We start from the raw sequence: 12,376 nt of genomic DNA, 5'->3' as shown, positions 1-12,376 counted from the left end.
CACGGCGGCGAACGTCAACGTTCACCGGTTAATTCCTTTTCGATGTTGTAAGGTTCTATGGGAAACGCATCCCGCAGCGCTCAGGCCTTGTCGAGGGCGGCTGCTGGTCGGTAGCCGGCAGCAGCGGTACGAATTCCTCGCCGTCCCATTCGACGGCATGGACGGTATCGAACATGCGCCGGTTGGCGATGCCGGCGAAGCGCATCGTTGTCCAGTCGATGCGCCATGGCCTGGAAAGTCGGGAGGATGGATGTCATCGGTAAATACGCCTGGGTGGTAGGGCACTGTGCATCAATAAGGAGCCGGCCCGGCATAATTGTTGAAAATGATTTGACAATCATTTCAGTATGTTCTTTAATTTCTGCATTAACAGAAATAAGAGAAAACCATGCTGAGCAGCCCGACCGCGCAGAAATTCATCCTCCACTGGGGCGAGATGGGCACCCGCTGGGGCGTCAACCGCACCGTCGCCCAGATCCACGCATTGCTGTTCCTGGCGGGGCGGCCGCTGACCGCCGACGACATCGTCGACACTCTGGGCGTGGCGCGCTCGAACGTCAGCAACAGCCTGAAGGAATTGCAGAGCTGGAAGCTGGTGCGCGTGTCCCACGTGCTGGGCGACCGCCGCGACCACTTCACGGCGCTGCAGGATGTCTGGGAAATCTTCCGGGTCATCGTCGAGGAGCGCAAGCGCCGCGAGATCGACCCGACCCTGAGCGTGCTGCGCGAATGCGCGATCGAGGGCACGCAGGACCGCGAGCTCGACGCCGCCGCCCTGGCCCGCATGCAGACCACGCTCGACTTCCTCGAGATGCTCAGCGCCGGCTTCGACGATTACCGGCACCTGTCGCCGCAAACCCTGCAGCGCATGCTGAAAATGGGCGGCAAGGTCGCCCGCTTCCTCGGCCCCAACGACAAGGAGAGCACATGAAACCCGCCACCGGCATCCAGGCATCGGAGCCGATCGTGTTCGACGAGACGAAGCGCAGCGTGCTGGTGACCGGCGCCACCGGCTTCGTCGGCCAGCACCTGGTGGATGCGCTGCTGCGCGACGGCCACCAGGTGATCGCCCTGACGCGGCAGCCGGAACAGGCCGCGCGGCTCTTCGGCGGCAGGGTGCGCTGCATCGCCTCGATGGACGGGCTGGACCCGGCAACGAAGGCCGAGGTGGTGGTCAACCTGGCCGGCGCCCGCATCCTCGGGCCGCGCTGGAGCGCCAGGCGCAAGGAGGCGCTGCGCCGCAGCCGCATCGGGCTCACGCGCGGCGTGGTCGACTGGATCGCAGGGGCGGCGCACAAGCCATTCTTGTTCCTGTCGGCGTCCGCGATCGGCTATTACGGCATCCAGGAGATCGGCGACCAGGCCGCCCTCGACGAGAGCGCACCGCCGCAGCCGATGTTCATGTCGGACCTGTGCCGCGAATGGGAAGAGGCGGCGGGTGAGGCCGCGCAATCTGGCGTGCAGGTCGAGTGCATGCGCTTCGGCCTGGTGCTGGGCAAGGACGGAGCGCTGCCGATGCTGCTGCTGCCGATCCGGCTGGGGCTGGGCGGCAGCCTGGGCGGCGGGCGCCAGTGGCTGTCGTGGATCCACGTGGATGACCTGGTGAGGGCCATCGCGCACCGCTGGCGGCAGGCGCTGCCGGTGAAGGGGGAAGGGCGGCGCGGCGCCACCAATTTCACGGCGCCCGGATGCGTGAGCCAGGCGGCGTTCAGCCGCATCGCGGCCCGTATCTGGCACCGTCCCGCGCTGATCCCGACGCCGGGCTGGCCGCTGCGGCTGGCGCTGGGCGAGCAGGCCGACCTGCTGCTGGAGGGGCAGCGGGTGGTGCCGGCGCGGCTGGAGCGGGAAGGTTTCGTGTTCCGTTATCCCGGCCTGGCGCAGGCGCTGCAAAGCCTGAAGTGAGCGCACTAGGCGGCAGATCTGCAACTAACCGACAGTGTAATCAAGGACCACGGCAAGCCGGGGCCTGGACGGCCCCGCCGGCTACCAAGGCGATCAGCGCAGCTTCCCGACCAGGTCCGGTCCCACGGCCAGGCGCACGAAAGGCGCCGGATCCGACTCGCCCTTGTGCGCGATCCAGAGCACGCTGGCCTTGCGGATCTTCCACTCATGCGGCTCGCCGCAGAAGATCAGGGAAGCCACCTGGCCCAGCAGCGGGTTGTGGCCGACGATGACCACCGGCAGGCGCGCATTCGGCCAGCCGCTCGCTTCGAGGATGGCCTGCGGGGTCGAGTCGGTATTGAGGGCGTCGACGGTCTGGAACTTGCGGCCCAGTCCCTCGGCGGTCTGCACGCAACGGGTGGCGGGGCTGGACAGGATGCGGCACTGGGCCGGCAGCTGGCGGTCGAGCCAGGCGCCGACGCGCGAGGCGTGGCGCGCGCCCTTGGGCGTCAGCACGCGCAGCTGGTCGGCCGCTTCGTCCGGCTTGTGCGCTTCAGCCTCGGCGTGCCGCCACAGGATCAGTTCCATGTTCTGTCATCTCCAGGTTGAGTTCCTTGTCGTGCTGGTCGGCCGTGCCCATGCCCAGGGTTTCCATCAGCTGCTGCTGGGCGCTGTAAGCCGCCTGGCTGCCGCGCGGCTTGCGGCGGCGGTAGTGGCCGTCGCTGCCGAGTTCCCAGGTGTTGACGTTGTCCTTCAGGTAGACCTGCAGGCCTTCGCGGATCACCCGTTTCTTGAGGGCCGGCGAGCGCACCGGGAAAGCGATTTCGACACGCCGGAACAGGTTGCGGTTCATCCAGTCGGCGCTGCTCAGGTAGACGTCGTGCTGCAGCTTGTTACGGAAGTAGAAGATGCGGCTGTGCTCGAGGAAGCGGCCGACGATCGAGCGCACCCGGATGTTTTCCGACAGGCCCGGCACGCCGGGCCGCAGCGAGCAGGCGCCGCGCACGATCAGGTCGATGCGCACGCCGTCGTTCGAGGCGTCATACAGGGCGCGGATCACCGATTCGTCGGTGAGGGAATTCATCTTGGCGATGATGCGCGCCGGCTTGCCTTCGCGCGCGATCGCGGCTTCCTGGCGGATCGCCTTCACGATTTCCTTCTGCAGCGAGAAGGGCGCCAGCCAGATGCTCGAGAGCTGGGTCGGGCGCGTCATGCTGGTGAGGTGGATGAAGACTTCGTTGACGTCGGCGGTGATGTCCTCGCTCGAGGTCAGCAGGCCGAAGTCGGTGTAGTGCTTGGCGGTGGTCGGGTTGTAGTTGCCGGTGCCGAGGTGGGCGTAGCGGCGCAGTCCCTGCGGTTCGCGGCGCAGCACCAGGGCCAGCTTGGCGTGGGTCTTCAGGCCCACCACGCCGTAGACGACCTGGGCGCCGGCTTCTTCCAGGCGCTCGGCCCAGTTGATGTTGGCCTCTTCGTCGAAGCGCGCCATCAGCTCGACGATGGCGGTGACTTCCTTGCCGCGCAGGGCGGCGTCGATCAGCGCCTCCATCAGCTCGGAATTGGATCCGGCGCGGTAGATGGTCTGCTTGATCGCCACCACGTTGGGGTCAAGGGCGGCGCAGCGGATGAAGTCGATCACCGGTTCGAAGGACTGGAAGGGATGGTGCAGCAGCACATCCTGGCGGCCCAGCACGTTGAAGATGTCGCGGTGGTTGACCAGCTTGGCCGGGAAGCCCGGTACGAAGGGCGTGAACTTCAGTTCCGGCCGCGCATTGGTGTTGACGATCTCCAGCAGGCGGCCCATGTTGACCGGGCCGTCGACGGCGAACAGGCGCGAGCGGTCGATCGAGAACTGGTCGAGCAGGAAGTCGGCCAGGTGGGGCGGGCAGCCGCGGCCCACTTCCAGGCGCACCGCGAAGCCGTAGTTGCGGCTGTGTAGTTCGCTCTGCAGGGCCTGGCGCAGGTTCTTGACCTCTTCCTCGTCGACCCACAGGTCGCTGTTGCGGGTGACGCGGAACTGCGAGTAGGAGACCACCTCGCGCCCGGTGAACAGGTCGGCCAGGTGGGCCTGGATGACGGAGGACAGCAGGCAGTAGGACGCGCCCGGCTTGTCGGACAGTTCGTCCGGCAGGCGGATCACGCGCGGCAGCACGCGCGGCGCCTTCATGATCGCGATGCCGGTGCCGCGCCCGAAGGCGTCCTTGCCGGCCAGTTCGACGATGAAGTTGAGGCTCTTGTTGATCACGCGCGGGAAGGGGTGGGCCGGATCGAGGCCGATCGGCGTCAGCAGCGGGCGCACTTCCTTGTCGAAGTACTGCTTGACCCAGGCCTTCTGGGCGGCGTTGCGGTCGGAGCGGCGCAGAAGGTGAATGCCGTTCTCGGACAGGCGCGGCAGGATCTCGTCGTTCAGCAGCGCATACTGGCGCGCGATGATCTGGCGGCATTCCTCGCTGGCGCCGTCCAGGTTGACGCTGCCGCCGTCGTCGATGCCGGCCTGGTGGCGGTGCTGGGCCAGCAGGCTGGCCACCCGCACTTCGAAGAATTCGTCGAGGTTGCTGCTGACGATGCACAGGAAGCGCAGGCGCTCGAGCAGCGGTACCGAAGGATCCTCGGCCTGCGCCAGCACGCGCCGGTTGAATTCCAGCAGCGATATCTCGCGGTTCAGGAAGAGGGCCGGGCTGTCGGCGATGGGCGCGGCCAGCGCCTCATCCGGTTTTGACTTCATGTCCATTGGGCTCGACTGTTTCACTCGTGGCAACGGAGTGTAGAGCCCGATTATGACAGGACCGTGACTCGTACGGCGCGCGCCCTGCTGAGCAGTATCAGCCCGGCAGCGGCCGTTCCACGGGACAGTTCATGGCCAGCATGCGCCGCACCGGCGACCCGCTGCGCAGGCGCTCGCGCCACCATTTCAGGGCCGCGCCTTCCTCGCCGGTGCGCCAGGCCATGAACAGGGTCTCGTCCGGGCGCGGCTCCTCGACCTCCTTCTCGACCAGGCGCCCGGCCTCGATCGCCGGCCGGGCCCAGGCCTCGGGCAGGAAGCCGAAGCCGAGGCCGGCCAGCTGGAAGTCGTATTTCGTCTGCATATCCGGCACCGTCAGGGTGTCCTGGCCGAACAGCAGGCCCACGGTGCGCGCCTGCAGCAGGCGCACCGAGTCCGCCACCGACACCGCGCGGTGCTCGCTCAGCTCGGCCTTGCCCAGGCGGTGGCGTACTGCGGCCAGCGGATGCGAGGGCGCGACCGCGAACACGAAGGACAGCTTGCCGATCGGCTCGGCCGTGTAGCCGCCGCCGGACGGTCCTTCGCCGGCGGCGCCGGCCAGGAAGTCGACGCGGCGGTCGAGCAGGCTTTCCCAGGTGCCGGACAGGGCTTCCTTGACGATGCGCAGCCGGGTCTGGTCCGCCACCTCATAGAAGGCGCGGATGTCCTCGTCCAGGCCGAGCGGCGACAGCGCCGAGTCGATGCCGATCGTGAATTCGGTCTCCCAGCCGGAGGCGACGCGGCGCACGCGGCTTTCCAGGTCGCCCGCCGCCTTCAGCAGGTAGCGGCCTTCCTTCAGCAGTTCCTCGCCGGCGGGCGTGAGCACCACGCGCGGGCCGAAGCGCTCGAACAGCTGCACGCCGAGGTCTTCCTCGAGCTTGGATACGGTATAGGAGATCGTCGAAGGTACGCGGAACAATTCCTTGGCGGCGGCGGAAAAGCTGCCACGGCGGGCGATGGTGTCCACGGTGAGGAGGGCGTCGAGGCTGATTCTTAGCATGTAACTATTTTACAATAGGGCCATGCTCAAACAAATCGCCCCCGATCTCTGGCACATGGAACGCGGCTTCAGCGCCGCCGGCCTGCCGGTCTCGTCCCGCATGACGGTGGTCCGCTTCGGGGACGGCCGCCTGTGGCTCCATTCGCCGGTCCGCTTCGACGAAGCCGTCGCCGATCAGCTGCGCAGTCTCGGCACGGTCGCCTTCATCGTCGCCCCGAACCGCGCGCATCACCTGTTCGCGAAGCATGCCCGGCGCATGTTCCCGCAGGCGGCCCTGTACGGCGCGCCCGGCCTGGCCGCCAAGCGTCCGGACCTGGCCGGCCTGATCGAGCTGAAGGACACGGTCGAGCCGGCGTGGCAGCAGGATCTCGACCAGGTCTGCATCCGCGGCATGCCCTTCGTCAACGAGGTGGTGTGGTTCCACAAGGCCTCGGCCACGCTGATCATGACCGATGTCCTGCAATGCTGGTGCGGCGAACTCGATTGGCGGACGGCCCTGTACGCGCGACTGACCGGGGTGCGCGGCCGCCTCGACCTGCCGCGCACGGTGCGCCTGGTCACGCGCGACCGCATGCTGGCCGCCGGCAGCGCGCGCGTGATCCTGCAGTGGCCCTTCACCCGCGTCATCACGGCGCACAACAGCATCGTCGAGCAGGACGCCCACGCCGCCGTGGCGCGCGCCTTCAGCCGCCTCGGGGCCTAGCATATCCATGAAGCATTGCGTGCGATGCAAAATCGGACACCGCTGTACTGTATCAAGCTGCGCACGGGCGAACCCTCCAGGAGTCGGAAACGATGGAAACGACAGGTAAGCCGGCGGATACCCCACTGGACTATCGGGCGATCTTCGAGGCCACAGTGGCGCCCCAGCTGGTGTTGACGCCCGATTTCACGATCGTCGCGGTGAACGACGCCTATCTGGCGGCAACCGCGACCACGCGCGAGGACCTGCTGGGCCGCTACCTGTTCGACGCCTTTCCCGACAACCCGCGCGACCTCGAGGCCACCGGCGTCACCCGGCTGCGCGCCTCGCTCGAGCGCGTGCTGGCCTACCGGATGGTGGACAGGATGGACATCCAGAAGTACGACATCGAAATCCGGGGCAGCGAGGTCGGCGAGTTCGAGGAGCGCTACTGGAGTCCGGTGAACAAGCCGGTCTTCAACGCTGCCGGTGAACTCGCCTGGATCATCCACCGCGTCGAGGACGTGACCAGCCTCGTACAAAGCCGGACGCGCGCCAACGAACTGGCGTCGGAAAATTCGGCCCAGGCCATGGAAATCAAGGCCGTCGAGGAACGGACCAGGACCCTCAGCAACGAGCGCGAATACCTGCATTCGCTGCTGATGGCGGTGCCGGTGCCGGTGGCCGTGCTGCTGGGTCCCGAGCATCGCTACTTCCTGCGTAACGACGCCCACGCCGCCTTGTTCGCGCACGGGAACGTGATCGGCAAGACCTTCGAGGAAGTCGAACCCGACGGCGCGAAGCTGGTCCTCGACATCCTGGACCGGGTATACCGCAGCGGCGCACCCTACCGCCTGCACCGCCAGAAAATGCTGTTGCCGGCGGCGGCGGGCAGCGGTGTGAGCGAGGCCTACTACGACTTCGCATGGCATCCGCTGTTCGGCGCCAGCGGCATGGTCGACGGGGTGCTGGTAACCGGGACCGACATCACCGAGCAGGACAGGGCGCGCCGCGCCATCGAGGAAAGCGAGGCCCGCTTCCACCTGATCGCCAACGCGCTGCCGCAAATCGTCTGGACCGCGCGGCCCGACGGCTTCATCGACTGGTACAACGACTGGTGGTACAACTACAGCGGGCTGGCGCGCGATGCGCACTGGGGGGAGGCCGGCATGCCGCTCCATCCGGACGACATGCAGCGCACCGCGGCGCTCTGGAGACAGTCCATGAGCTCGGGGGAGCCCTACGAAATCGAGCACCGTCTACGCAGGAAGTGCGACGGCCAGTACCGCTGGCACCTGGCGCGCGCGGTGCCGGTGCGCAGTGAAAGCGGCGCCATCGCGCAGTGGATCGGCAGCAGTACCGATATCGACCGGCAGAAGCTGGCCGAATACCGTCTCAGCGAAGCCCAGCGGCTGCGCGAGCGGTTCATGAATACCCTGGCGCACGACTTGCGCAACCCGCTTGCCACCGCCGCCATGGCGGCACAATTCCTGTTCAGGTTCAAACCGGTGAACGGCCAGCGCGATCATCTGCTGCAGACCATCATCGCGTCCTTGCGCAGGGTCGACGACATGACCGAGAACCTGCTCGACGCCAGCCTGCTCGAAGCCGGGCAATCCTTGCCGCTGACGGTCGGCGCCTGCGACCTGCGTGCCATCGTCGAGCGCACCGTCGGCGACCTGGCGCTGGTGCACGGCGACCGGATCCTGGTCCGCGGCGACCGCGAGGCCTTCGGTTGCTGGAGTTCCGATGGCCTGCACCGGGTCCTGGAAAACCTGGTCACGAATGCGATCAAGTACGGTGCGCCGAACACGCCGGTCACCGTCACCCTGGTGCATGGCGATACCGGCCCGAGCCTGGCGGTACACAACCACGGCCGTCCCCTGGGCGAGGCCGAGAAACAGACGCTGTTCGACCTGTTCCAGCGAAGCGGCAGCGCCAGGTCCAGCGGCCAGCAGGGCTGGGGCATCGGACTGGCCGTGGTCAAGGGCATCGCGGAGAGCCACGGCGGCCACGTTGCCGTCGAGAGCGGAGCCGGCGAGGGCACGACCTTCACGGTGCGCCTGCCCTGGGATGCGCGGCCTTTCGTGCCTTCCTGAATGCCGCCAGCAGGGCGACGGGCTGCGGTATCCTTGTCGGAATTCCATTCATAAAGGAAACGCATGTTCCCGTCCTCGCTATCCCTGCGCGCAATCAGCCTGGCCGCCGCCATCCTCGCCGCCGGCGCGCCCGCCACCCTCGTCCATGCCGCGGCCGCGCCGGCCTCCGCGGGCGAGCAGGCCGCCGAACGCAAGGTCGACAGCATCGCCGCCAGGTTCTACGACACCCGCGCGCGCTTCGATCCGATGCTGTACGCTACCGCCAACGGCGACAGCCGCTACGACGACCAGCTCGGCATGGCAATCGATCCCAAGGCGATCAAGCGCTACCAGGCCGCGAACCACGGCTTCCTGAAGCAGCTGAAGGCGATTGACGGCACGCGCCTGTCGGACAAGGCCCGGCTGAACTACGACATCCTGGCTGCCGAGATCCAGGCCCAGCTCGACCTCGAGCGCTTTCCGGAACACCTGCTGCCGCTGAACCACTTCGACAACGTGCCCAGCAACCTGGCCAATTACGCGAGCGGCACCGGTTCGCAGCCGCTGGAGACCCCGGCGCAATACCGCGCCTATCTGCGCCGCCTCGAGCAGCTGCCGGCCTGGATCGACCAGGCGATCGCCGACATGAAGGAGGGCATGCGTACCGGCGTGGTGCAGCCGAAGATCGTCACGACCCGCATGCTGCCGCAGTTCCAGCAACTGCGCAGCAAGACGCCGGAGACCAGCGTGTACTACTCGCCGGTCACGCGCTTCCCGGGCGCCTTCACTGACGAGGACAAGCGCGAGCTGGGGGCCGGCTACCGCCAGGCCGCGGTGAAGATCGGCCTGGCGCTCGAGCGCCTGTGCGCCTTCCTGGAGAAGGATTACCTGCCCGCCGGCCGCAGCACGGCCGGCTACGGCGCGCTGCCGGACGGCGCCGCCTGGTACCAGGCCCGCATCAGGAACAATACCAATCTCGACCTGCCGCCGGCGCAGATCCATGCGCTGGGCCTGAAGGAGGTCGCGCGCATCCAGGGCGAGATGGCGAAGCTCGCGCCGAAGCTCGGCTACCAGGGGCCGCTGAAGGACTTCCCGCAGTGGGTGGCGGCGCAGGCGAAATTCAAGCCCTTCACCAGCGAGCAACAGGTGCTGGAACGCTACCGCCAGATCTACGGCCAGGTCGAAGCCAGGCTGCCGCAGTACTTCAGCCTGCTGCCGAAGGCCAGGCTCGACATCCAGCTCGAACCCGAGCTGACCCGCGCGACCGCCTCGGATCACTACACGCCGATGGCGGCGGACGGCTCGCATCCGGGCGTGTTCTGGGCCGTGGTGAACGATCCTAAGGACTACGACACGGTCGGCATGGCCACCCTGTTGCTGCACGAAGGCGTGCCCGGCCACCACTTCCATGCCGCGCTGCTGAAGGAATTGCCGCTGCCGGACTTCCGCAAGTTCTTCACCGAACACCCGAGCGCGGCCGCCTACGCCGAGGGCTGGGCGCTGTACTGCGAGACCCTGGGCCGCGAGTTCGGCTTCTACGACGATCCCGCCTATTACTACGGCCACCTGAACGACGAGCTGCTGCGCGCGGTGCGCCTGGTGGTCGACACCGGGATGCACGCCCAGGGCTGGTCACGCGAGCAGGCGATCGCCTATGCGATGGAAAACCTCGGCTACAACGAAGCCCAGGCCGCCAACCAGATCGAGCGCTACATGGTCTGGCCGGGCCAGGCCCTGGCCTACAAGATCGGCGCGCTGAAGATCCTGGAGCTGCGCGCGCGGGCGCAGCAGGCCCTGGGACCGAAGTTCAGCCATGCGAAATTCCACGAGGTGGTGCTGGGCGACGGCACCCTGCCGCTGCCCATCCTCGAGGCGCAGGTTCAGCGCTGGATCGACGGCGCCAGGTAGAGCCAGGGGCGCGCGCCCGCCAGCCGGGCGCCGAGCTTTTCCAGTACCAGCGCCAGGCCGAAGCAGAGCAGCAGCACCGGCAGGTAGACGCCGAAGGTCCAGGCCTGCTCCTTGCCCAGCAGTGCGCGGTACAGGGCGACCGCGGCCAGCACCACGAACATGTGCGACAGGTAGAGCTCGTAGCTCAGGCTGCCCATGCGCGCCAGCCAGCCCAGGCCACGGCGCGGGGCCGGCGGATGCGCGTGGAAGGCCAGCAGCATCGCCGCCGCGCCCAGCACCAGCCCGACCATGCCGGACTTGAACAGGTGCCGGTGCACCAGCTCGCCCCAGCCCAGGACCATCAGGATGCAGAAGCCGCCGAACAGGGCCAGGGCGCGGGCCTCGCGCGACGTCGGCCGCCAACGCCGCGCCAGCAGGGCCGCCAGCACGCCCCAGGCGATCGCCGCCATCCCGGGCAGGTAGGCTTTCTCCCGCCAGACCTCGTTCGCGGCCGGCACCAGCGAGCGCAGCGGGTTCAAGAGCAGCGCCCATGCCAGCAGCAAGCCGACCAGCAGGCGCCGCGGCAGCCACAGGCACAGCAGCGGAAAGCCGAGATAGAACACTTCCTCGATCGACAGCGACCACAACACGTCCCAGCCGGCCGGCGCCCAGCCGGTGCGGCCTTCGTACCAGTTGAAGGTGAAGCTCAGGCTCGATCCGAGCAGGCCGGCCACGCTCTGCCTGCCTTCGTCGGGGGCGAAGCCGGTCACGCCGCCCAGGGCCAGCGACGCCAGCATGGCCAGGGTCAGGAACAGCAGCGGCAGGATGCGCAGCGCGCGGGCGCGGTAGAAGCGCCGCAGGTCGACCCGGTCGAGGCTGCCGTCGCGCTCGAGGATGCGGCTCGCAATCAGGAAGCCGGAGATGACGAAGAAGATGAACACGGCTTCGTAGCCGTTGAAGCTGACGGCGTCCAGCAGGCGCTTGGGCAGGTAGTCCTTCAGCAGGCTCGGACCCAGCGGCAGGCGGAAGGGCAGGGCCAGGTGGTGAACGATCACGAGCAGGATGGCGAGGCCGCGCAGGCAGTCGATGCCGAAGTTGCGGGACTGGAGGCCAGGTGCGGATTGCGGTGTCATACGGTCCTTGGGATGGCTGCGAGCGCCTGTTCCAGGGCGTCGAGGAAGACCTTGACCCGGGTCGGCAGGTAGCGCCGGGTCGGCATCACGGCCCACACCGACAGGTCTTCCATACTAGCATCTTCCAGGGTCACGCCGAGCAGTTCGCCATCGCCGAGCTGCCGGTGCACGTCCCAGTAGGCCAGCATCGCCAGGCCCAGCCCCTGCATGGCGGCAGTCCGCGCGGCGTCCACATTGCTGGTCGTGATGCGCGCGTTCATCCGCCTGCGCTGCAGCTCGCCGTCGACCACCAGCGGCCAGCGCGGAACGGCATGCAGGACGATGCATTGATGCGCGTCCAGGTCGGCCAGCCGGGACGGCACGCCATGGCGCTCCAGGTAACGCGGCGAGGCGCAGATCACGCGCGGGTTGGCGGCGATGCGCCGGGCCACGAGTTCGGAATCCTCCAGGGTCGCCACGCGCAGCGCGAGGTCGAGGCCCTGGCCGACGATGTCGACGACGCGGTCGGACAGGTCGAGGTCGACGCGCAGCTCGGGATGCCGCTCCAGCAGCGCCGCCAGCACGGGCAGGACGATCGTCTGGCCGAAGACGCTCGGCGCGGTCAGCCTGAGCACGCCCGAGACGCCGGCCGGCGAGGGGCGCAGTTCGCAGCGGGCGCTCTCTTCGGCATCCGCCATCGTGTTCGCAAACGGCAAAAAGGCCTCGCCTTCGGCGGTCAGCGAAATCGCGCGGGTCGTGCGGTGCAGCAGCCTGACGCCCAGCTCGTCTTCGAGCACGGCAAGGCGGCGCGACACCTGCATCGGGCCGATGCCGAGTTGCCGTCCCGCGGCGGACAGGCTGCCGGCGCTCACGGCGGCAAGAAAAATCCGAATATCCGACGTTTGCATCTTAACCTTTCTCGATAAGGCGGCTTCACCCGTACCGGGCTGTTTGAAGTGCGCTCCGGTTCATATGATG

The 12,376-nt window shown here is 67.7% G+C and carries 11 protein-coding genes; 5 read left to right on the top strand and 6 right to left on the bottom strand.

Annotated elements, in window-relative coordinates; all coding sequences use genetic code 11:
• Positions 1-55: 55 nt before the first annotated feature.
• A complete protein-coding gene (locus tag AC1DOQ_RS13150; RefSeq protein ID WP_477364449.1) occupies positions 56-205 on the bottom strand; it encodes a hypothetical protein in 150 nt (49 codons plus the stop codon).
• A 183-nt stretch (positions 206-388) separates the two neighbouring features.
• On the opposite strand from AC1DOQ_RS13150, the gene AC1DOQ_RS13145 reads away from it, so the two are divergent.
• Both AC1DOQ_RS13145 and AC1DOQ_RS13140 read left to right on the top strand, forming a co-directional pair.
• Positions 389-931: a GbsR/MarR family transcriptional regulator gene (locus tag AC1DOQ_RS13145; protein WP_477364446.1), complete on the top strand. Its 543-nt coding sequence runs from the start codon at positions 389-391 to the stop codon at positions 929-931.
• Positions 928-1,902, top strand: a complete 975-nt coding sequence (locus AC1DOQ_RS13140; protein ID WP_477364443.1) for a TIGR01777 family oxidoreductase — start codon at positions 928-930, stop codon at positions 1,900-1,902. The genes AC1DOQ_RS13145 and AC1DOQ_RS13140 overlap by 4 nt, the downstream gene beginning before the upstream one ends.
• Positions 1,903-1,995: 93 nt before the next feature.
• Here AC1DOQ_RS13140 and AC1DOQ_RS13135 read toward each other — a convergent pair whose 3' ends face one another.
• From AC1DOQ_RS13135 to AC1DOQ_RS13125, 3 genes are all read right to left on the bottom strand, one after another.
• Positions 1,996-2,469: a SixA phosphatase family protein gene (locus AC1DOQ_RS13135; protein WP_477364440.1), complete on the bottom strand. Its 474-nt coding sequence runs from the start codon at positions 2,467-2,469 to the stop codon at positions 1,996-1,998.
• Entirely contained in the window at positions 2,435-4,609 is a 2,175-nt protein-coding gene (ppk1, locus tag AC1DOQ_RS13130) for a polyphosphate kinase 1 (protein ID WP_477364437.1), read from the bottom strand. The genes AC1DOQ_RS13135 and ppk1 overlap by 35 nt, the downstream gene beginning before the upstream one ends.
• Before the next feature lie 91 nt (positions 4,610-4,700).
• Positions 4,701-5,639, bottom strand: coding sequence for a LysR substrate-binding domain-containing protein (locus AC1DOQ_RS13125; protein ID WP_477364434.1), 939 nt, complete (start codon positions 5,637-5,639; stop codon positions 4,701-4,703).
• A 22-nt stretch (positions 5,640-5,661) separates the two neighbouring features.
• Here AC1DOQ_RS13125 and AC1DOQ_RS13120 point away from each other — a divergent pair, with 22 nt between their 5' ends.
• The 3 genes from AC1DOQ_RS13120 (at position 5,662) to AC1DOQ_RS13110 (ending at position 10,307) form a co-directional block, all read left to right on the top strand.
• The gene (locus AC1DOQ_RS13120; RefSeq protein WP_477364431.1) at positions 5,662-6,342 is read left to right on the top strand and encodes a DUF4336 domain-containing protein; all 681 of its coding nucleotides are present in this window, start codon (positions 5,662-5,664) and stop codon (positions 6,340-6,342) included.
• Positions 6,343-6,434: 92 nt separating this feature from the next.
• On the top strand, positions 6,435-8,420 hold the full coding sequence (locus AC1DOQ_RS13115) for a PAS domain-containing sensor histidine kinase (RefSeq protein ID WP_477364428.1): 1,986 nt from the start codon (positions 6,435-6,437) through the stop codon (positions 8,418-8,420).
• Positions 8,421-8,483: 63 nt separating this feature from the next.
• Complete coding sequence (locus AC1DOQ_RS13110; protein WP_477364425.1) at positions 8,484-10,307, top strand: DUF885 domain-containing protein; 1,824 nt, start codon at positions 8,484-8,486, stop codon at positions 10,305-10,307.
• Here the strand turns inward: AC1DOQ_RS13110 and AC1DOQ_RS13105 are convergent.
• On the bottom strand, positions 10,280-11,419 hold the full coding sequence (locus tag AC1DOQ_RS13105; RefSeq protein WP_477364422.1) for an acyltransferase family protein: 1,140 nt from the start codon (positions 11,417-11,419) through the stop codon (positions 10,280-10,282). The two genes, AC1DOQ_RS13110 and AC1DOQ_RS13105, sit on opposite strands and share 28 nt — an antisense overlap.
• Positions 11,416-12,306, bottom strand: coding sequence for a LysR family transcriptional regulator (locus AC1DOQ_RS13100; RefSeq protein ID WP_477364419.1), 891 nt, complete (start codon positions 12,304-12,306; stop codon positions 11,416-11,418). The genes AC1DOQ_RS13105 and AC1DOQ_RS13100 overlap by 4 nt, the downstream gene beginning before the upstream one ends.
• Positions 12,307-12,376 lie beyond the last annotated feature (70 nt).

The sequence above is a fragment of the Massilia sp. 01N417 genome (assembly GCF_056399645.1).
The sequence above is the reverse complement of the archived record's forward strand: the minus strand, read 5'-3'. Positions and strand labels throughout refer to the sequence as shown.